The organism is Neobacillus thermocopriae (assembly GCF_010975035.1).
Classification (GTDB): Bacteria; Bacillota; Bacilli; order Bacillales; family Cytobacillaceae; genus Neobacillus; species Neobacillus thermocopriae.
This window is the reverse complement of record NZ_JAAIUV010000006.1, coordinates 99157-120798: the sequence shown is the minus strand read 5'-3', so window position 1 is coordinate 120798 and position 21642 is coordinate 99157. Positions and strand designations below refer to the sequence as shown.

Annotated in this window: 22 protein-coding genes and 2 other annotated features; all 22 genes read left to right on the top strand. The window is 37.7% G+C overall.

The annotated features are described in order from the left end of the window. Nucleotides 1-36 precede the first annotated feature (36 nt). The 22 genes from icd to G4Z05_RS05860 all read left to right on the top strand — a co-directional run bounded on the left by icd (nucleotide 37) and on the right by G4Z05_RS05860 (nucleotide 21621). A complete protein-coding gene (icd, locus tag G4Z05_RS05965; protein WP_163250926.1) occupies nucleotides 37-1305 on the top strand; it encodes an NADP-dependent isocitrate dehydrogenase in 1269 nt (422 codons plus the stop codon). Nucleotides 1306-1382: 77 nt separating this feature from the next. Further along, nucleotides 1383-2321: a malate dehydrogenase gene (gene mdh, locus G4Z05_RS05960; RefSeq protein WP_038536667.1), complete on the top strand. Its 939-nt coding sequence runs from the start codon at nucleotides 1383-1385 to the stop codon at nucleotides 2319-2321. An 85-nt stretch (nucleotides 2322-2406) separates the two neighbouring features. Further along, complete coding sequence (locus G4Z05_RS05955) at nucleotides 2407-2883, top strand: MaoC/PaaZ C-terminal domain-containing protein (RefSeq protein ID WP_163250925.1); 477 nt, start codon at nucleotides 2407-2409, stop codon at nucleotides 2881-2883. A 146-nt stretch (nucleotides 2884-3029) separates the two neighbouring features. Further along, on the top strand, nucleotides 3030-3746 hold the full coding sequence (locus G4Z05_RS05950) for a response regulator transcription factor (RefSeq protein ID WP_163250923.1): 717 nt from the start codon (nucleotides 3030-3032) through the stop codon (nucleotides 3744-3746). Continuing rightward, nucleotides 3743-5149, top strand: coding sequence for a two-component system histidine kinase PnpS (gene pnpS / locus G4Z05_RS05945; RefSeq protein WP_163250921.1), 1407 nt, complete (start codon nucleotides 3743-3745; stop codon nucleotides 5147-5149). Before G4Z05_RS05950 ends, pnpS begins: the two co-directional genes overlap by 4 nt. Before the next feature lie 18 nt (nucleotides 5150-5167). Then, the gene (gene polA / locus G4Z05_RS05940) at nucleotides 5168-7804 is read left to right on the top strand and encodes a DNA polymerase I (protein WP_163250919.1); all 2637 of its coding nucleotides are present in this window, start codon (nucleotides 5168-5170) and stop codon (nucleotides 7802-7804) included. Nucleotides 7805-7829: 25 nt separating this feature from the next. Further along, nucleotides 7830-8657, top strand: coding sequence for a DNA-formamidopyrimidine glycosylase (gene mutM, locus G4Z05_RS05935; protein ID WP_163250917.1), 828 nt, complete (start codon nucleotides 7830-7832; stop codon nucleotides 8655-8657). A gap of 98 nt (nucleotides 8658-8755) precedes the next feature. Beyond that, on the top strand, nucleotides 8756-9385 hold the full coding sequence (gene ytaF / locus G4Z05_RS05930) for a sporulation membrane protein YtaF (protein ID WP_038536653.1): 630 nt from the start codon (nucleotides 8756-8758) through the stop codon (nucleotides 9383-9385). 18 nt (nucleotides 9386-9403) lie between these two features. Then, nucleotides 9404-10009 carry a dephospho-CoA kinase gene (coaE, locus tag G4Z05_RS05925; RefSeq protein WP_163250916.1) on the top strand — a complete coding sequence of 202 codons (606 nt, stop codon included), beginning with the start codon at nucleotides 9404-9406 and terminating at the stop codon, nucleotides 10007-10009. 321 nt (nucleotides 10010-10330) lie between these two features. After that, the gene (locus tag G4Z05_RS05920; RefSeq protein WP_163250914.1) at nucleotides 10331-11362 is read left to right on the top strand and encodes a glyceraldehyde-3-phosphate dehydrogenase; all 1032 of its coding nucleotides are present in this window, start codon (nucleotides 10331-10333) and stop codon (nucleotides 11360-11362) included. Nucleotides 11363-11846: 484 nt separating this feature from the next. Then, on the top strand, nucleotides 11847-12221 hold the full coding sequence (gene speD / locus G4Z05_RS05915; RefSeq protein WP_038536647.1) for an adenosylmethionine decarboxylase: 375 nt from the start codon (nucleotides 11847-11849) through the stop codon (nucleotides 12219-12221). Between the two features lie 99 nt (nucleotides 12222-12320). Beyond that, a complete protein-coding gene (locus tag G4Z05_RS05910; protein WP_163250913.1) occupies nucleotides 12321-12689 on the top strand; it encodes a hypothetical protein in 369 nt (122 codons plus the stop codon). A gap of 111 nt (nucleotides 12690-12800) precedes the next feature. Continuing rightward, nucleotides 12801-13262 (top strand): transcriptional regulator NrdR, encoded by a 462-nt coding sequence (nrdR, locus tag G4Z05_RS05905; protein WP_038536643.1) that lies wholly within the window; start codon nucleotides 12801-12803, stop codon nucleotides 13260-13262. A gap of 258 nt (nucleotides 13263-13520) precedes the next feature. Beyond that, nucleotides 13521-14912: a replication initiation and membrane attachment family protein gene (locus G4Z05_RS05900; protein ID WP_163250911.1), complete on the top strand. Its 1392-nt coding sequence runs from the start codon at nucleotides 13521-13523 to the stop codon at nucleotides 14910-14912. Between the two features lie 10 nt (nucleotides 14913-14922). Then, nucleotides 14923-15852 (top strand): primosomal protein DnaI, encoded by a 930-nt coding sequence (dnaI, locus tag G4Z05_RS05895; protein WP_163250909.1) that lies wholly within the window; start codon nucleotides 14923-14925, stop codon nucleotides 15850-15852. 137 nt (nucleotides 15853-15989) lie between these two features. Next, nucleotides 15990-16853 carry a sporulation protein YtxC gene (gene ytxC / locus G4Z05_RS05890; protein WP_163250908.1) on the top strand — a complete coding sequence of 288 codons (864 nt, stop codon included), beginning with the start codon at nucleotides 15990-15992 and terminating at the stop codon, nucleotides 16851-16853. 88 nt (nucleotides 16854-16941) lie between these two features. Continuing rightward, nucleotides 16942-17188 (top strand) — a binding site (T-box leader). A gap of 163 nt (nucleotides 17189-17351) precedes the next feature. Continuing rightward, nucleotides 17352-19283 carry a threonine--tRNA ligase gene (gene thrS / locus G4Z05_RS05885; protein ID WP_163250906.1) on the top strand — a complete coding sequence of 644 codons (1932 nt, stop codon included), beginning with the start codon at nucleotides 17352-17354 and terminating at the stop codon, nucleotides 19281-19283. A gap of 154 nt (nucleotides 19284-19437) precedes the next feature. Then, nucleotides 19438-19571: a sequence feature (ribosomal protein L20 leader region), on the top strand. A 116-nt stretch (nucleotides 19572-19687) separates the two neighbouring features. Then, a complete protein-coding gene (gene infC / locus G4Z05_RS05880) occupies nucleotides 19688-20191 on the top strand; it encodes a translation initiation factor IF-3 (protein WP_205597459.1) in 504 nt (167 codons plus the stop codon). A 16-nt stretch (nucleotides 20192-20207) separates the two neighbouring features. After that, a complete protein-coding gene (gene rpmI, locus G4Z05_RS05875; RefSeq protein ID WP_038536632.1) occupies nucleotides 20208-20408 on the top strand; it encodes a 50S ribosomal protein L35 in 201 nt (66 codons plus the stop codon). Nucleotides 20409-20443: 35 nt separating this feature from the next. Continuing rightward, nucleotides 20444-20803 (top strand): 50S ribosomal protein L20, encoded by a 360-nt coding sequence (gene rplT / locus G4Z05_RS05870; protein WP_038536630.1) that lies wholly within the window; start codon nucleotides 20444-20446, stop codon nucleotides 20801-20803. A gap of 59 nt (nucleotides 20804-20862) precedes the next feature. After that, nucleotides 20863-21129, top strand: coding sequence for a DUF1294 domain-containing protein (locus G4Z05_RS05865; RefSeq protein WP_163250904.1), 267 nt, complete (start codon nucleotides 20863-20865; stop codon nucleotides 21127-21129). Beyond that, on the top strand, nucleotides 21130-21621 hold the full coding sequence (locus G4Z05_RS05860) for a dUTP diphosphatase (RefSeq protein WP_163250903.1): 492 nt from the start codon (nucleotides 21130-21132) through the stop codon (nucleotides 21619-21621). The last annotated feature ends 21 nt before the right edge of the window (nucleotides 21622-21642 follow it).

Genomic DNA, 21642 nt, shown 5'->3' with positions numbered 1-21642 from the left:
TTTTATTTGTTTACATAGTCTAGGAGGGAGAACAACATGCAAGGCGAAAAAATCACGGTTACAAATGGTGTATTAAACGTTCCAAACAATCCTATTATTCCGTTCATTGAAGGAGACGGTACAGGTCCTGATATTTGGGCAGCTGCTAACCGCGTATTGGATGCTGCGGTTGAAAAGGCGTACAAGGGAGAGCGTAAGCTAGTTTGGAAAGAAGTTTTAGCTGGTGAGAAAGCGTTCAATCAAACTGGTGAATGGCTTCCTCAAGAAACTCTAGATGTAATCAGAGAATATTTAATTGCTATTAAAGGTCCACTAACAACTCCAGTTGGTGGAGGAATCCGTTCATTAAACGTTGCGTTACGCCAAGAATTAGATCTTTTTGTATGCTTGCGTCCAGTAAGATGGTTTGAAGGAGTACCTTCCCCAGTTAAGCGTCCGCAAGACACAGATATGGTTATTTTCCGTGAAAATACTGAAGACATTTATGCAGGTATCGAATATGAAAAAGGCTCGGAAGCAGTTAAGAAAGTTATTAACTTCCTGCAAAATGAAATGGGAGTTAAGAAAATTAGATTCCCTGAAACTTCCGGTATCGGAATTAAGCCTGTTTCTGAAGAAGGCACACATCGTTTAGTTCGTGCGGCTATTAATTATGCAATTAAGGAAGGACGTAAATCTGTTACTCTTGTTCACAAAGGGAATATCATGAAATTTACTGAAGGTGCGTTCAAGAACTGGGGATATGAGCTTGCTGAAAGAGAGTTCGGAGATAAAGTATTCACTTGGGCTCAATATGACCGCATCAAGGAGGAACAAGGTACAGAAGCGGCAAACAAAGCACAAGCTGAAGCAGAAGCAGCTGGTAAAATCATTATTAAAGATGCAATAGCTGATATCTTCTTACAGCAAATTCTGACTCGTCCGCGTGAGTTTGATGTAGTTGCAACGATGAACCTAAACGGTGATTATATCTCTGACGCACTTGCAGCACAAGTAGGTGGAATTGGTATCGCACCTGGTGCTAACATAAACTATGAAACAGGACATGCCATTTTTGAAGCCACACATGGTACAGCACCAAAGTATGCTGGTTTAGATAAGGTAAACCCTTCTTCTGTCATCCTTTCCGGTGTTTTAATGCTTGAGCATTTAGGCTGGAATGAAGCAGCTAACTTGATCATTAAGGCTATGGAGAAAACCATTTCTTCTAAAGTGGTAACTTACGACTTTGCCCGTTTAATGGATGGTGCAACAGAAGTAAAAACTTCTGAATTTGCAGATGAATTAATTAAAAACATGGAATAAATAGCTTTTGAGATCATGAGGGCTGTTTGTTAACAGCCCCTTGAATTTAAATTTCATTCATAAAGGGGAGAGCAAAAATGTCTTTAAAACGCAAGAAAATTTCTGTGATTGGTGGCGGTTTTACCGGTGCTACGACTGCATTCCTGCTTGCCCAGAAAGAGCTTGGTGATATTGTTCTAGTTGATATTCCTCAAATGGAAAATCCTACAAAGGGTAAAGCGCTGGATATGCTAGAAGCAAGTCCGGTTCAGGGATTTGATGCGAATATCATTGGTACATCCAATTATGAAGACACAAAGGACTCTGATATTGTTGTAATCACAGCAGGTATAGCACGTAAGCCTGGCATGAGCCGTGATGACTTAGTGCAAACTAACCAAAAGGTGATGAAAGCAGTCACTCAGGAAGTTGTAAAGTATTCTCCTAACTGTACGATTCTTGTATTAACGAATCCTGTTGATGCTATGACGTACACAGTATATAAAGAGTCCGGCTTCCCTAAAAACCGTGTCATCGGTCAATCAGGTGTTCTTGACACTGCGCGTTTCCGTACATTTGTTGCTCAAGAGTTAAACCTCTCTGTGAAAGATATTACCGGCTTCGTTTTGGGCGGCCACGGGGATGAAATGGTTCCACTTGTTCGATATTCATACGCTGGTGGAATTCCACTAGAAAAATTAATTCCAAAAGACCGTTTAGAGGCAATTGTGGAACGTACCAGAAAAGGAGGCGGCGAAATCGTTAGTCTATTGGGTAACGGTAGCGCATACTATGCCCCTGCAGCTTCCTTAGTAGAAATGTGTGAAGCTATTCTTAAGGATCAGCGTCGTGTATTACCAGCTATCGCCTACCTAGAAGGAGAGTATGGGTATGAAGGGATTTATCTGGGGGTACCAACTATCCTTGGTGCAAACGGTATAGAAAAAGTAATTGAGCTTGACCTTACTCCAGAAGAAAAAGCTGCACTCGATAAATCAGTTCAATCTGTACGCAACGTTATGAATGTATTAGTTTAATACTATGTTAGGAGTTCGGGGTCCCATGGGTCTCCGAATTTCTCTATCTATTTCTGAAATCGCTTTCATAAAGGAGGTTCCAGTAATGCTTTTAGGAAAAAAGAGAAAGATTGGCAGAAGAATTGAAGAAATCAGTGTTGGTGAGAAATTATCAGTAACAGAAAAAGTTGAGGATAAGGATCTTCTTCTTTATTTAGGCTTAACCGATGATGCGAATCCGTTATATATCCAGCATGACTATGCATCACAAACCCCCTTTAAAAAACCAATCGTCCCAAATATCATGCTAACTGGAATGATAACTTCAGCTATTTCAAAATATTTGCCGGGGCCCGGTACACACATACTTAGCCAAGAAATTGAGTTTAGTAAACCTGTTTATCATTATGCGATGATCGAGTTATTGTTTGAAGTGACTGATGTAAATCTTGAGAAACATACAGTGACCATTCATGTGACTGCTGTTAATGAGACAAAAGAAGAGGTTATAAAAGGGAAGCTTATCGTATGTCCGCCTCATAGGTTGGAAGATATACATGGAAAGGCATTAGATAATTTTTAATAGGTCAGGTAAGGAATGTGTGATCACATTCCTTTTTGCATTTATACTAACAGAACTTCTGTCAGGGCTTCCGTATCGGAATTCTATTTTGTTTTATATTATAATGTAAATGTAAATAGAATGGACAGTTATATGGGAGGCCCTATATGAAAACTAAAATTTTGGTCGTGGATGATGAACAGCCGATTGTAACATTGCTTAAATATAATTTGGAACAAGCTGGCTATGAAGTGATAACAGCGATGGATGGAGAGGAAGGGAAACGGCTAGCGGAACTCGAGTCCCCGGATATTATCATTTTAGATCTCATGCTTCCAAAACTGGATGGCATGGAAGTATGTAAGATGCTAAGACAAGAGAAAATTATGATTCCGATATTAATGTTGACAGCAAAAGACGATGAATTTGAAAAAATATTGGGCTTAGAATTAGGCGCTGATGATTATATGGTAAAACCATTTAGTCCTCGGGAAGTAATTGCCCGAGTCAAAGCGATCTTAAGAAGAACCCAGGCTCAAACAGAAACTGTTAATGACATTACGGTAGAAGTTACTCAAATAAAGATTGGGAACTTAACCATTTATCCAGAAAAATATGAAGCTTATTTTAAAGATCAATTACTAGAATTAACATTAAAGGAATTTGAATTACTTCATTATTTGGCTCAAAATAAAGGATGTGTGCTGACACGGGATCAATTGCTCAGCTCTGTTTGGAATTATGATTTTGCTGGGGATACTAGAATTGTCGATGTGCACATTTCCCATCTAAGAGAAAAAATTGAAAAGGATACGAAGAAACCAGTTTATATTAAAACTGTTAGAGGACTTGGATATAAAATTGAGGGGCCAAAACAGGAATGACCAAATTTTATTTAAAACTTTTAATCGCACTAATTGCTATCCTTATTTTTTTATTTATAGGATTAGAAATCTTGTTTGCTCAAATTTTAAATTATAATGAACTAAAACAAACCTATGGACAAATTTGGTGGATTCTCTCTATCAGTCATTGGGTTGCCATTATCTTAACTGTATATTGTGGAATTCGGGTTTGGACTTCATTTACGAAATCGATCAAGGAAGCAACAAATGTTGCTGTTGAGCTGGCGAAGGGAAATTACCGTGCCCGGACTACTATGGAAAGTTTGGATGAATCTGGGATACTTGCTACATCCATCAATAGGCTGGCTGAAAACTTGCAAGAGCTCGTAAAACAACAAGAAATGCAACAGGATCGATTAACTGCATTGATTGAAAATATGGGGGCTGGCCTTATTTTAATTGACAGTGGTGGATATATTAATCTTGTTAATAAAGGATATTCTGATATATTTCAAATTTCTCCAAGCGACTATTTAAATAAGATGTATTATGAAGTGATCGAGCAAAAAGAAGTATGTGATTTAATTGCTGAAGTATTTCGGACAGAACAAAAAGTCAGTAGGCAGCTATTAATTCCATTATATATTGAGAGACGCTATTTCGATGTCTACGGTGTTCCGATACTTGGAGCAAATAATGTATGGAAAGGGGTTCTCCTTGTATTTCATGATATTACAGAGTTGAAAAAATTGGAACAAATGCGCAAGGATTTTGTTGCCAATGTTTCACATGAATTAAAAACTCCTGTCACGTCCATTAAAGGATTTACAGAGACACTGTTGGACGGAGCCATGAATAATAAGGAGACTTTGGAAGCATTCCTTTCCATCATTCAAAAGGAAAGTGACCGTTTGCAATCGCTAATTGAAGATTTACTTGATTTGTCTAAAATCGAACAGCAAGGCTTTAAACTTTCCATAGTCCCACTTAACATATATATTTTATTGGATGAAGTGGTTGCCCTTCTTCAGGGAAAAGCACAGCCAAAGGAGATTAATCTTGAATTAATTAGTGAAAAGAAAAATGTAATGATTACTGGTGATGTCGATCGGTTAAAGCAAGTTTTTATCAATTTAATTGGCAATGCCATTACCTATACTCCGGCAAAAGGGAATGTGAAAGTGGTTCTTATAGATTGTCAGGAGCATGTTCGAATACATGTTAAAGACTCCGGAGTGGGGATCGAAAAGGAAGAAATCCCACGAATATTTGAACGATTTTACCGAGTTGATAGAGCAAGGAGCCGTAACTCAGGGGGGACGGGGCTAGGCTTAGCGATTGTTAAACATCTTGTTGAAGCACATCATGGTACCATTTCGGTAAGAAGTAATTTGGGTGAAGGCAGTGAATTTATCATTGAGCTTAGGAAAAATTTGAATTGATGTTGGAAGGTGAAAAACGTGAAAAAGAAAAAGCTGGTGCTAATTGATGGGAACAGTATAGCCTATCGCGCATTTTTTGCACTGCCTCTATTAAATAATGATAAAGGAATACATACGAATGCCGTTTATGGCTTTACAATGATGCTAATGAAAATTCTTGAAGACGAAAAGCCTACTCATATGTTAGTTGCTTTTGATGCAGGTAAAACGACATTTCGTCATAAAACATTTGAAGAATATAAAGGTGGAAGACAAAAAACTCCACCAGAATTATCAGAGCAATTTCCTTTTATCCGGGAACTTTTGGATGCTTACGGCATTTCCCGGTACGAGCTTGAAAATTATGAAGCGGATGATATTATTGGCACATTATCTTTAAATGCTGAAAAAGAAGGATTTGAAGTAAAAATCATATCTGGAGATAAAGATTTAACCCAGCTTTCATCAAACCATACAACTGTAGGAATTACCCGTAAAGGAATTACGGATATTGAAGAATATACACCAGAACATATCAAAGAAAAGTATGGATTAGTTCCAGAACAAATTATTGATATGAAAGGGTTAATGGGAGATACCTCTGACAATATTCCGGGTGTTCCAGGAGTAGGAGAAAAGACTGCTATCAAACTTCTTAAGGAATTTTCATCACTCGAAAAATTATTTGAGTCTATCGATCAAGTGAGTGGTGCCAAATTAAAAGAAAAGTTACAGAATTTTAAAGATCAAGCCATTATGAGTAAACAACTGGCTACGATTGAAAGACACGCACCAATTAAAGTTGATTTGGATGATATAACTTATGAAGGGTATGCAAAAGCAAAAGTTGTCGCCTTATTTAAAGAATTAGGCTTTCAATCCTTATTAGACAAGCTTGGAGAGGATTCAGAGTCCGACACCTCAGATGAACTTGAGGAAATTGAAGTGGAAATTCCAGCCCAAATAACGGAGGAACTATTTACTGAACATAGTAATTTTTATGTCGAAATGCTCGAAGATAATTATCATACTGCAGAGATCCTAGGCTTTTCCATTGTAAATGAAAACGGCCATTTCTTTCTGCCAACGGAACAGGCATTACAATCTGAAGCCTTTAAGAATTGGGCAGAGGACGAATCAAAGAAGAAAACCGTTTACGACGTAAAACGGACGGAAGTTTCCTTAAGGAGAAGGAATATTCACTTAAAGGGTGCGGATTTTGATATATTAATGGCCACTTATATATTAAATCCATCGGAGACCGGTGAAGATTTGGCTGCCATTGCGAAAAAATATCAAATCGGTAATATCCAGTCAGATGAAGCGTTTTATGGAAAAGGAGCCAAACGAAAAATTCCGGAAATGAACAAGCTTGCAGAACATCTTATTCGAAAAGGTCTAGTGATGTCTCAATTGCGTGCAAAGCTTGAAGACGAATTAATAAAGAATGAACAATTTGATTTATTTAGAGAGCTTGAAATGCCTCTTTCTCTCATTTTAGCAGATATGGAATTTTACGGAATTAAGGTGGAAAGAAAACGGCTTGAAGCAATGGGCCGGGAATTAAATGAAAGGATCATTGAAATAGAAGAAAAAATATGTGAATTGGCCGGTGAAAAATTTAATATCAACTCACCGAAACAACTTGGAGTTATTTTATTCGAAAAATTGGGATTACCACCTCTTAAAAAAACAAAGACTGGATATTCCACATCTGCGGATGTTCTGGAGAAGCTTGCCCCTGAACATGAAATCATTGAACATATTCTTTTATATAGACAGTTAGGGAAATTGCAATCAACTTATATTGAAGGGCTATTAAAAGTCATTGATCCGAAAACGGAAAAGGTCCATACAAGATTCCAGCAAACTTTAACGGCGACTGGAAGATTAAGCTCGATTGATCCAAACCTTCAGAATATCCCAATTCGCCTGGAAGAAGGAAGAAAAATTCGGCAGGCTTTTGTCCCATCAGAGCCTGGCTGGGTAATTTTTGCAGCCGATTATTCACAAATTGAGTTGCGTGTTCTTGCCCATATTTCTGGTGATGAAAAGTTGATTCAGGCGTTTAAAGATGATCTAGATATTCATACAAAAACGGCCATGGAGGTTTTTCATGTTGACCAGGAGGAAGTCACTTCGAATATGCGCCGTCAAGCAAAGGCTGTAAATTTTGGGATTGTGTATGGAATCAGCGATTATGGCTTATCCCAATCACTTGGCATATCAAGAAAGGAAGCCGGCAATTTCATAGAGCGTTATTTAAACAGCTACCCAGGTGTAAAAGAATACATGGACGATATAATTCATCAGGCAAAAGAAAAGGGGTTTGTTACTACACTCCTTCATAGAAGAAGGTATATCCCGGAAATAACTAGCCGCAATTTTAATCTGAGAAGTTTTGCAGAGAGGACGGCAATGAATACGCCCATTCAAGGTAGTGCCGCTGACATTATCAAAAAAGCAATGATCGATATGGATGAAGCATTAAAGGATAAAGGATTAAAAACCCGACTCTTGCTTCAGGTTCACGATGAACTGATTTTTGAGGCACCTGAAGAGGAAATCGAAATTTTAAAGGAATTAGTGCCATTAGTCATGGAAAATGCGGTTGAACTATCCGTTCCATTGAAAGTAGATTATTCCTACGGCCCAACCTGGTTTGACGCGAAATAATTATACTTCATAAGGTGGGATTCAAATGCCGGAACTTCCAGAAGTTGAAACCGTCAGGAAGACATTAAAAAAACTTGTTATTAATAAAACCATAGAAAATATAACCATTTATTGGCCAAAAATCATCAAATATCCTTTAGAGACAGAACAGTTTATTGATGTGTTAAAAGGAGAAACAATTAGAGATGTTAGTCGGCGCGGAAAATTTTTAATTATTTATACCGGACAATATGCCTTAGTTTCCCATTTGAGGATGGAAGGAAGGTATGGTTTGTTTTCAAAAGAAGATCCATTTGATAAACATACTCATGTGATCTTCCATTTTACTGATGGAACGGAACTCAGGTATCGTGATGTTCGTAAGTTCGGCACCATGCATTTATATAAAAAAGGTGAAGAATTTTTAAAACCTCCATTATCAACACTTGGACCTGAGCCATTTTCAGAGGATTTTACAGTTGAATATCTTGGAAGCAAATTGAGAAAAACAAATCGAAAAATTAAACCAGCCTTATTGGATCAGGAAATATTGGTCGGTCTAGGCAATATTTATGTCGATGAAGCTCTTTTTCGTTCAGGAATTCATCCTGAAAGGATTGCCAGCTCTTTAGTGGATGAGGAAATTACTCTTCTCCATAAAGAGATTACTTCCACATTACGTGAAGCGGTTGAAAAAGGAGGAAGCACCATTCGCTCTTATGTCAATTCACAAGGAGAAATTGGGATGTTTCAGCTGGAATTATATGCGTATGGTCGAAAAGGAGAACCATGTAAAAACTGTGGAAGAGAGATTGTAAAAACAACGGTCGGAGGGAGAGGTACTCATTTCTGTCCTAACTGTCAAAGGCTGTAAATTATAATTGGATTAAAAGCTGAGAATGACTGACACACACTAGATAGGCTCCCACCATATACTATTGTAGTGATTTTCAGGAAGGAGTCCTAGACACTATGAGTCAGTTGTTCTCACTTCTCATCCTTGCTTTTGCTCTCAGTCTTGACAGCTTTAGCGTAGGTTTTACCTATGGATTGAGAAAAATGGCAATACCACTTAAATCCATCCTCATTATTGCTACTTGTTCCGCTATCTCGCTTATGATTGCCGTGTCAATTGGACATGGTCTTGAAAAAATATTATCACCAAGTATTACAGCAAAGCTGGGGGGATTTATATTAATAGGGCTTGGCGCCTGGGTGTTATATCAATTCTTCCGTCCGGAAAGGGAACCAATTGATACGGAAAAAATGATTGTAAATTTTGAAATCCGTTCACTGGGATTGGTTATTAATATATTAAGAAAACCAATGTCTGCGGATTTCGATAAATCGGGCACAATCACAGGAATCGAAGCGTTTATGTTAGGTTTTGCACTATCCATTGATTCATTCGGCGCAGGAATCGGTGCTGCCATGCTAGGATTCTCTCCACTAAAATTAGCCGTAACTGTCGCCGTTATGAGTTCCTTATTTGTCCTTTTAGGAATCAAAAGTGGTGCCTTGTTCCACAAAATTGATTGGATTCAAAAGTTCGCTATTTTACCCGGTATCCTCTTAATTATTATTGGAATATGGAAAATCTGATAGAGAAAGGAAAAGAGAATGACGCTTATTATCGGATTGACAGGCGGAATTGCTAGTGGAAAAAGTACAGTATCAAACATGATTAAGGAAATGGATATACAAGTCATCGATGCAGATATAGAAGCGCGGCTGGCCGTACAAAAAGGCGAGCAAGCTTATAAGAAAATTATTGCTGAATTCGGTGAAGATATTTTATTGGATAATGGTGAAATAGACCGAAAAAAACTGGGAACCATTATTTTTAACGATGAGAATAAACGACAAACTTTAAATAGGATTGTACATCCAGAAGTTAGAAAACGAATGATGACAAAAATAGAAGAGGCGAAAAAGAATCAAGAAGACATAATTGTCCTTGATATTCCTCTTCTTTTTGAAAGTAAATTAGCGTATTTGGTCGATAAAACGATACTTGTTTATGTAGATCAAGAAACTCAATTAAAACGACTGATGGCAAGAAACCAACTTACTGTAGAGGAAGCAAAAGCAAGAATTCATTCACAAATGCCTCTTGCTGACAAGATTAAACTAGTGGATGCAGTGATTGACAATAATGGATCGATCGATTGTACAAGAAAACAACTTTTACAATTGCTGTCAGAATGGGGATTCAATAAGGCTTAATTTGAGAAGGGAATACGATTCATATTCTCTTCTTTTTTTTGTCTATTTTTTGCATTATGCAAGATATGCACTAGCTCTCCATCCTACAATTCGTAAAAAATGTGTCATACTACAGTGTTAATTGTGTGGGATTTTTTATATTGGTGGAATTCCCTAGTTTGATAGTTGTTATCAAACTAGGGTTTTTTATTAATGAATTATCAGAATTATAAAACTTAAAAAAATATGCGTTTTATTCATCACAAATAAAATTAAATGTGTTATACTAATAACAACAGAAAGAGATAAAAAGTATAACATTAATTCGGAAGGGGCCGTAAAATGAAAGCACGTATCGCAATTAACGGTTTTGGGAGAATTGGAAGGATGGTTTTTAGACAAGCGATCCTTGAAGAAAAACTTGATGTGGTAGCCATTAATGCAAGCTATCCTGCTGAAACTTTGGCACATTTAATCAAGTATGACACCAATCATGGGACTTTCCAGGGAGATGTCATCCCTTTAGATAATGAATTAATCGTAAATGGAAAAAGAGTTAAATTATTAAGCAATCGTAATCCTGAAGAATTGCCATGGCGTGAGTTGGGGATTGATATCGTCATTGAGGCAACTGGAAAATTTAACTCAAGAGAAAAGGCTGCCCTACACCTTGAAGCAGGCGCGAAAAGAGTCATATTAACTGCACCAGGTAAAAACGAAGATGTAACGATTGTCATGGGTGTAAACGAGGAAATGTTGGACATTGAAAAACATGAGATCATTTCAAATGCATCTTGTACAACCAACTGCCTTGCACCAGTAGCAAAAGTATTGGATGATAAGTTTGGCATTGAAAGTGGTTTAATGACGACTGTCCATGCTTATACAAATGACCAAAAGAATATTGATAATCCGCACAAAGACTTACGCAGAGCGCGTGCCTGTGGACAATCTATCATTCCTACGACAACGGGAGCGGCAAAAGCATTATCACTTGTACTGCCGCAATTGAAAGGAAAACTTCATGGTATGGCACTTCGTGTCCCAACACCAAACGTTTCCCTTGTCGATTTGGTTGTAGACTTAAAGCAGGATGTAACCATTGAGGATGTTAATAATGCGTTTAAAGAAGCTGCTAGTGGTTCTTTAAAAGGTATTTTGGACTTCACTATGGAACCACTCGTATCGGTAGATTTTAACACAAATGAACACTCCGCCATTATCGATGGACTGTCCACTATGGTGATGGGAACCCGTAAAGTAAAAGTCCTTGCTTGGTACGACAATGAATGGGGATATTCAGCCCGTGTGGTGGATCTCAGTCTGTATGTGGCTGAGCAACTACTGCAAAAGTCTCGAGTTAAGGTTGGTTAATAACAAAGTAAAAATGCTGTCGAATAGGCAGCATTTTTTTTATTCTGGAAAATAAATTTATGTCTTTGTAAACTGTCTAGATCCAGCCCCTAGCAGCGAGACGCCTTCGGTCTCCGCCCTACGATAAGTCAACATCGGTTCACTTACGCTCATCGTGTTTCCTATATCTTAGTTGGAGAGTCTCCACAAGGAAGGGTCCGACAGCATCAACACCGCACGACCGATAGCTTTTGGGAGGAGGTCATACGCTGCTAAACAGGGGGCTTTCGCTTATCTAATTAATTTATTTGATTTTTTTATTTTAGTATGTTGCAAAAAAAATATAAACAAAGTATACTAGTCATCGTGAACTTCTTGAAATTAGGTGACGATTAATTACTTAAAGGGTTAGGACCTCTCTGGACTAACTTTCCCCCGTGGTAATTACAAGCCGCCGTCAATATCAAATTTTAAGAAGTACCCAAAAGAGTAAGGGGGAATTGAAATGGAAACGATGGGACGTCACGTGATCTCCGAATTGTGGGGATGTGACTTTGAAAAATTGAATGACATGGATTTTATTGAAAAAACGTTTGTTGAAGCAGCATTAAAATCAGGTGCAGAAATTCGTGAGGTAGCTTTTCATAAATTTGCTCCACAAGGAGTAAGTGGTGTAGTCATTATTTCTGAATCACACCTGACAATTCACAGCTTCCCTGAACATGGATATGCTAGCATTGATGTGTATACTTGCGGCGATATGGATCCAAATATTGCTGCTGACTATATTGCAGAAGCTCTAAATGCTGAAACTCGTGAGAATATCGAAATTCCACGCGGGATGGGTCCAGTACAGGTAAAACAAGCAAAAGCTCTATAATCCATATGAGAACAAAGAGGTGTATTATACACCTCTTTTTATATTTTTAGGATCTTGATATAAAATAAAAGAAAGATAAATTGTATGGGGGAATCATTAATGGGTTTACTAACTAGATATAAAAAGGAAATTGAAACCTCTGACCAGCAAAAAGATGAGGTCCTGAAAACGCACTATTATAAAGGAACATATAATCAAATTTTTGATTCAGTGGAACGGATGTTTAAAGACGATGCCGATTGCCGTGTGGTCACTGTTTCAAAAGATCGCGGGGAGATTGCTGTTGAGGTCAGTAAGCCATTCTCGTGTTTTCTAATTATTACAGTGGTTAATGTAAGACCAATGGAAACGGCGGTTGATTTTAAAATCTCCTCAGAAAAATTTTCGTTATTTGGGATTTATCCCGAATTAAAAAAACGAATTCAATCCTACTATGAACGAATCAATCAATTGCATACAAGAATCTAATAAGCAATAATACAAAGACAATACTTGTACAATGAATCTCTTTTTTATAAGATAATAGTAGGATAATCTTTGGAATGGATATGGATTTACCATAGAGTTGGAGTTGATTCGATGAAATGCCCTTCATGTCAAAATTATGGTACACGTGTTCTCGATTCTCGCCCAGTTGATGAGGGCCGGGCAACACGAAGAAGACGGGAATGCGAAGAATGTGGCTACCGTTTTACGACTTTTGAGAAAATCGAAGAAATTCCATTAATTGTTGTGAAAAAAGAAGGCACAAGAGAAGAATTCAGCCGTGATAAAATTCTCCGTGGGTTGATTAAAGCCTGCGAAAAGAGGCCAGTCGCATTAAAGGAATTAGAAGATATTACCCATGGAGTGGAAAAAATACTGCGCAATCAAGGAATATCTGAGATAAAAAGTGAAGCAATTGGCGAAATGGTTATGGACAGGCTAGCAAAGGTGGATGAAGTTGCCTATGTCCGATTTGCCTCCGTGTATCGTCAATTTAAAGATATTAATGTTTTTATTGAGGAATTAAAGGAATTGATTAAAAAGGAAAAATCTTAAAAGAGCTAAAGTTTTTTGGCTCTTTTTCATTTAGGTTATATTAAAGTTTACGGTTGATTTTCACTATGTTACTTGGAGGAGCTAATACGAAGACAACTTGAATGTTCATTTGTACTTATGAGGTTAAACAACCAAGGACTTAGGTAGTTTCTTCGTATTTTCTTAATAAGTGAAAGTGGATGGTTCGCAAATCAATAGTAAATTTTAATCCCGCTAATTAGATTTGGGGGAAACATTTTTAGGAGAGGTTGGTTGATTATGGCGCAGCATTGGCAAGAAATTCTTCCGATAGATCGTTATATCGTCACTACTAACGGGCTGCTGCATGATTATGACCGCAAAGTGCTGACGTTCTTATATCAACCTTTGATCGGCTCTACTTGCTTCAGCTTATATATGACATTATGGTCAGAGGTCGAGGAAAATCGATTGTGGGCCGAATCCTCCACTCACCATTTATTGATGAATCTATTAGGATTGAATTTGAAAGAGATTTATGAAGCTCGCTTAAAGCTGGAGGGTATAGGACTGTTAAAAACATATGTCAAAACAGATGATAGCGAGCGTTCTTTTATTTATGAGCTTCAGCCACCGCTCAGTCCGGAAAAATTTTTCCTAGATGGCATGTTAAACATCTTTTTATATCGAAAAATTGGGAAAAATCACTTTGCTAGGTTAAAACGTTTTTTCTCGGATCAAGCTATTCCAAAAAATGGCGATTATTCCGAGGTTACAAGAGCTTTTCAGGATGTATTTTCATCCGCAACACCTGAAAGTCTTCAATATTTACAGGAAGCTTCAAAGGATCTCCAAGCAAAGGAAAATGAACAATTTATTGGTCGCCATGAACAAAAGGGAATTCAAATAGGAATAGATACATTTGATTTTGATCTCTTGATGATTGGTTTAAATGAATCACTTGTTCCGAAAAAAGCGTTGACTCCAAAAGTAAAAGAGGCTATTAGTAATCTAGCTTTTCTTTATAATATCGACGCTATTCAAATGAAAAATATTGTTTTAAGCGCCTTGAATGAGTCTAATGAAATTGACATTGAAGAGTTAAGAAAAGCAGCTCGCGATTGGTATCAATTTGTTAATTACGACCAGCTACCAATGCTGATTGAAAGAACTCAGCCTATTGCTTACAGAGTACAGCTTGAAGAACCGAAGACGAAGGAAGAAAAGCTCATTCATTATTTAGAAACGACCTCGCCTTTAGAATTTTTAAAATACCTAGCCGGCGGAGCCGAACCATCTCAGTCAGAGATTCAAACGATTGAAGAAATGATGTTTAAACAAAAGCTGCTTCCAGGTGTGATCAATGTTCTCATTCATTATGTTATGGAAAAAACGAATAGAAAGTTGACGAAAGCTTATGCAGGTTCAATTGCCAGCACTTGGGCACGATTGCAAATTAAAACAGTCAAAGAGGCAATGGAAGTCGCGAAGAAGGAATATAAAGATTGGGAAAAAGGGAAAAAGCAATCGGGAAAAACAGTAAGACAAAAAGCTACCCGTACAGAGCTTATACCTGATTGGTTTGATGAAGACCAGCCCAAGAAATCTGATCCTCTATCACACAGCAAAAATGAAGATTTAGAGGCCAAAAAACGTGAAATTGAAGAAATGCTTAAAGCATTCGATGATTAGAAGGTGACTTATGGAAAAGATCAACCAAACACTAAAACGATTAGCCTCAAGTGAAAATTTTCAAAAACGATTTGTAAAAATGCGTAAGGAAACATTAGAGCATCCTGACATCAAAGCATTTATTAGGGAAAATCAACAGGCTATAACAGAAGAAATGATTGAAAAAAGCTTAGGTAAGCTTTATGAGTATACGCATCAGAGTAAGTACTGTCATAAGTGCGAAAGTCTTGATGCCTGTACAAACATTATGAAGGGCTATCATCCGGAATTAATTTTGACTAGAAATTCCATTGATGTTCGCTATGATCGCTGTCCAAGAAAAGTGATGGAGGATGAAAAACGGAAAAATGAAAAATTAATTAAAAGTCTTTATGTGCCAAAGGATATTTTAACAGCAAGTTTTGAGGAATTTGAACATGATGAGGATCGAATAGATGCGGTAAAAAAGGCTGCTTCCTTTTTATTAAATTATGAGCAGGGGAAACCGGTAAAGGGTCTTTATTTTTACGGAAAATTTGGAGTGGGTAAATCTTATCTGTTAGGTGCGATAGCTAATAAATTGGCTAAAAAGCAAATTTCTTCTATGATTGTGTATGTTCCTGAGTTGTTTAGGGAAATGAAAAGCGCGATTGCTGATGCAACTTTGAACGAAAAGATTGATGCACTGAAAAAAGAGCCAATCTTAATGCTCGATGATATTGGTGCAGAAGCTGTTTCCAGTTGGACAAGAGATGAAATTCTTGGTCCGATTTTACAATTCCGTATGCTTGAAAACCTTCCAACTTTCTTCACCTCTAATTTTGACTATCAAGGGCTTGAACACCATTTAACCTATAGCCAGCGTGGTGAAGAAGAAAAAATGAAAGCCCGTAGGATTATGGAGCGAATCAAGGCATTGAGCGAACCTGTTATGGTCGGTGGACCAAATCGTCGATATTAAATGAGAATACTTTTTTGTGAGGACTGTCAGGGGAAAACCGGCAGTCTTTTTTTATCGCTTTCTATCCGCAAACTTCTATTTTGGCCAAGTCCCCCATATACATGAAAACAGAGAGTTGGTTTTTAGGGGGGATTTGGTTGGCAGAAATCATCTTCCAAACTAAGATGGATGCAATAAAGTTTTATAACCACTTGCTCAAGTCTTTAAATGATCATTTTGATAATGAAAATATTCTTCTTATTGAAGATCGCCATATAGTTAAAATAATGGAAGGTGTAGCATCAGAACAATTTTTTACTAATGTAAAAAATGCCTTCTATGAATTTATTACAAAAATTAAACAAGATGATTGGTTTCGTGACATTTTAATGAATCAATTTTATTATGAGGATCCTGAAGAACAACAGCAAATTATTGAGATTATCTACTCCATTCAAGAAGGTCAAAGAGAAGATCTTTCTGTTTTTTTAAAACACCCAAAAGAAGGACTGAATATCCGTGCAGCAATTGACCATGTATTTCAGGAAAATGTTTCTTTTTCATTTGATTCCTTCGTTAAGTTCCGGCTTCGTTCCTATTTGAAGCATCTTACAAACTATGTAGAAATCTCCATTGATGAATATAAAATGGAACAAGAATATCAAATGTTTGTCCAGATGCTTAGGGACTTCTTAGTGGGGCGTGATCCGAAATTTCAAGTCATTCATCTGTTATTTGATGAGGAGATTACGTTCTATAATGGCCAGTTAGAAGAAATCAAAAGAAGTGAATTAACAAAATTGATTGACCGAAAATTACTTGTCAATCATCCTGTTTATGTCGACTCCGTCACAATTGCTCCGCTTTTGTCCATTGCACCAACGACAATTTTTCTCTATACAAAGGATACAGAAGCTCCACTCATTCGAACGATTAACAATATTTTTGAAGAAAGAGTCATTATTAAGCCTTACGAATTATTTTGGGAAAAATCAGCTTATTCTTCCGAAAACCACGCATAAAAACAAAAAATTGTTGAAATAATTAGTATTATGAGGTTGCAAATTCAAAAATAACTGATTATAATAACGTACATAGTTGAATTTCATAGTAAAAGTAATGATAAGGACAAGAGTATTTTTTTACGGTTTATAGAGAGGGAGGTCATGGCTGGAAGCCTCCTAACACGAAAAAAATACTTACCACCTTTAAACTTCAACAGTGAACGCTTCATTGAGAAGCCTGTAATTGTTGACGGATGCAGCCGTTACCTGAACTAGAGTCATTTTTGAAGCATTAGGATTTCAAAAATGAAAAATTGGGTGGAACCACGTGTTAATTATAACTCGTCCCTTTATTGGAGGGACGGGTTTTTTTATTGATTAGCTGTCTATGAATAGTGCATAAGTTGATAGGAGTAAGAGTCCATGCTCTTATGACAGTGAGGACTAAAGCTCCAAATGCGCTATTGCTTTGCCCTAATTTTAAACACAGACTATTTTTCAAAGGAGGAGTTAAATATGTCAGAGGTGGTAAAAATTACATTTCCTGATGGAGCTGTAAAGGAGTTTCCACAAGGAACGACTTCCGAGGATATCGCGGCATCGATTAGCCCAGGCCTTAAGAAAAAGGCCATTGCCGGAAAGCTTAACGGTCAATTAATTGACCTTCGTCGTCCAATCCATGAAGACGGTTCTATCGAAATTGTCACTCAAGATTCACCTGAGGCTTTAGAGGTGCTTCGTCATAGTACAGCTCACTTAATGGCACAAGCGGTAAAGCGCTTATATCCAGGTGTAAAGCTTGGCGTCGGGCCGGTGATTGAAGGTGGATTCTATTATGATATGGATCTTGAAGTGTCTTTAACACCGGATGATTTACCAAAAATCGAAAAAGAAATGGCGAAAATTGTAAATGAAAATCTAGAGATTGTACGTAAAGAAGTTAGCCGTGCTGAAGCGGTACAACTTTATAAAGAAATTGGCGATGAGTATAAGTTAGAGCTAATTGAAGCGATTCCGGATGAGGAAACAGTAACGATTTACGAGCAAGGAGAGTTTTTTGACCTTTGCCGTGGCATACACGTACCTTCCACTGGAAAAATTAAAGAATTTAAATTATTAAGTATTGCTGGTGCTTACTGGCGAGGAGATAGCAATAACAAAATGCTTCAACGTATTTACGGTACTGCATTCTTTAAAAAAGAAGATCTAAAAGAGCATCTCCGTTTATTGGAAGAAGCGAAAGAACGTGATCATCGCAAGCTTGGGAAAGAACTGAGCCTGTTTACTACGTCTCAAAAAGTCGGACAAGGTTTGCCGCTTTGGCTGCCAAAAGGGGCTACTATTCGTCGCATCATAGAACGCTATATCGTAGATAAAGAGGTCAGCTTGGGCTATGACCATGTATATACACCAATCATGGCAAATGTGGAACTTTATAAAACTTCCGGTCACTGGGATCATTACCATGAAGATATGTTCCCGGTAATGGAAATGGATAATGAACAGCTTGTTCTTCGTCCAATGAACTGTCCACATCATATGATGGTCTACAAGAATTCTATGCACAGCTATCGTGAGCTACCTATTCGTATTGCGGAGCTTGGCACGATGCACCGATATGAAATGTCTGGCGCGTTATCTGGTCTTCAGCGTGTACGGGGTATGACATTAAATGATGCGCATATTTTCGTTCGTCCGGATCAAATTAAAGAAGAATTCCAGCGTGTCGTTTCATTAATTCTCGAAGTATATAAAGACTTTAACATTACAGATTATTCGTTCCGTCTGTCCTACAGAGATCCACAGGATAAGGAAAAATACTATGATGATGATGCTATGTGGGAAAAAGCACAGGGCATGTTGAAGCAAGCGATGGATGAGCTAGGACTTGACTATTATGAAGCAGAAGGGGAAGCAGCGTTCTATGGTCCAAAGCTAGACGTTCAAGTGAAAACTGCTTTAGGAAAAGACGAGACACTTTCAACTGTCCAATTGGATTTCTTGCTTCCTGAACGCTTCGATTTAACTTATGTTGGTGAAGACGGCAAACCGCATCGACCGGTTGTTATCCACCGTGGCGTTGTGTCCACAATGGAACGCTTTGTCGCTTACTTAATTGAAGAATATAAAGGAGCATTCCCTACTTGGTTGGCTCCGGTACAGGTTCAAGTCATCCCTGTATCACCGGAAGTGCATTATGATTATGCAAGAAGTGTTCAAGAACAGCTTAAAGCGGCTGGATTCCGGGTGGAATTAGATGGCCGAGACGAAAAAATCGGATATAAAATTCGTGAAGCCCAAATGCAAAAAATTCCGTATATGCTCGTTGTCGGTGATAAAGAAGTAGCCGAAAACGCTGTAAATGTCCGTAAATACGGGGAACAGAAATCTGAAACACAAGCCTTTAGCGAGTTTTTACAATCACTTAAAGCAGAAGTTCAAAAATAAGGGAGAGCGTTCTCCCTTTTTGTTTTGAAAAAAATGTTGAATAATTTCTCGTTTCCTGTTAAAATAAATTTCGTTGTTGTCAAAAAAGGTTCATTTGACAATGTATCTTTGCTTATGATATAGTTACTAAGGTATATAATTGAATACAAGTTTTTGGGAAAAGAAGAAGCACCCGCTTCTCACCTGATTTGACGCAGTATGCAGTTGGCAGGTTTTTTGTGAACTTATTGTTTTGTATAACTATGTTCGTAAAGTGTGGGTGTTTTTCATCCGCACTTTTTTATTTGCCCCGGACTGTAAGTTGTTAAGATCAGGCCTTGAGGGGGACGCTTTGTAGAAATTCTTGACCCGAACAAAAGTATTCTTTGAAAAAACCTTGGAGGTGGCTAATTATTAGCAAAGATATGTTAGTTAATGAGGGGATTCGCGCTCGTGAAGTTCGTCTAATTGACCAAAATGGGGAACAATTAGGGATTAAATCGAAAAACGAAGCGCTGGAGATTGCCGGACGTGTGAATCTTGATTTAGTGCTTGTTGCACCAAATGCAAAGCCTCCGGTAGCCCGGATTATGGACTACGGCAAGTATAAATTCGAGCAACAGAAGAAAGAGAAAGAAGCTCGTAAGAATCAAAAGATCATTACAACTAAAGAAGTTCGTCTAAGTCCAACGATTGATGAGCATGACTTCAATACAAAACTTCGCAATGCAATTAAGTTTTTGGAAAAAGGCGACAAGGTAAAAGCTTCAATCCGTTTCAAGGGCCGGGCGATTACCCATAAAGAAATTGGTCAAAACGTTTTAGACCGTTTTGCAGAAGCGTGCAAGGAAGTGTCTACGATCGAAGCTCATCCAAAAATGGATGGACGTAGCATGTTCCTAGTTTTAGCACCTAAAAACGATAAGTAATAAGGAGGAAATCCCAATGCCAAAAATGAAAACTCACAGCGGCGCTGCAAAGCGTTTTAAGAAAACTGGTTCTGGTAAACTTAAACGTTCACATGCTTATACAAGCCATTTATTTGCTAACAAATCTACTAAACAAAAACGTAAGCTTCGCAAAGGAACACTTGTTTCTGCAGGTGATTTCAAACGCATTCGTCAACTATTAGATAACATTAAATAATCTCGATTGATCGATTTATATAGGAGGGAAATGACATGCCACGTGTAAAAGGCGGTACAGTTACTCGCAGACGTCGTAAAAAAGTTCTTAAATTAGCTAAAGGTTATTATGGTTCTAAACATACATTATACAAAGTTGCTAACCAACAGGTTATGAAATCTTTAATGTATGCGTTTCGTGACCGTCGTCAGAAGAAACGCGACTTCCGTAAGCTTTGGATTACTCGTATCAACGCAGCAGCTCGCATCAACGGTCTTTCTTACAGCCGTTTAATGCATGGTCTAAAGCTTGCTGGTATCGAAGTAAACCGCAAAATGCTTGCTGAATTAGCGGTTAGCGATGCAAATGCATTTGCAGAACTTGCAAACGCAGCTAAAGCACAGCTTAATAAATAATTTTTTCATAAGCCATTCTCAATGTTGAGGATGGCTTTTTCTATAAGGAGAATCTGGGAATGTATACAATATCAATAGTCTTTTTTATTATGACGGTCACTGGTTTTGGACTGATGGGGATGGATAAACGTAAAGCTAAAAAGCACCAATACAGAATTCCAGAAATGACTTTATGGCTTGTTGCCTTACTCGGAGGAGCTGTTGGGACCTATTTCGGTATGCAATGTTTTCGGCATAAAACAAAGCATTTATCCTTTAGAATAGGATTTCCCATCTTAGCCATCATTGATATTATTCTTTTTATAAAAATAGTGGGAGTGTTTTAGATGCAGTTAAAAAAATTGTTTCAAATGCAAAAAGCGTTGGATTCACACATCGAAGAAAAGCACCAGCTTCAGAATGAGGATCTGTTTAGCCGGAAAGCTCTTGCTTTGCTCGTTGAGTTAGGAGAGTTGGCCAATGAAACACGATGTTTCAAGTTTTGGAGTGTCAAGCCTTCTTCACCGAAAAATGTGATTCTTGAAGAGTTCGTCGATGGAATTCATTTTATTTTATCGATTGGTATTGTTTGCGGGTTTGACGCTAGGGATTTTGATGTCAATTGGCATCCAGTATGTGGCGACATGACCGAGCATTTTTTGAAAGTTTACAAGTTGGTTGATCTATTTCAAAGTAGCAGAAGCTTTGAAGATTATTTGACCTTATTACAGTCTTACTTAGAGCTGGGCTCATTATTAGGGATTACTCAAGAGGAAATGGAGCAGGCATATTTTGAAAAAAATGAAGTAAATTATCAAAGACAGCAAAACAATTATTAGCAGAAAATTTGTTCATTTTTC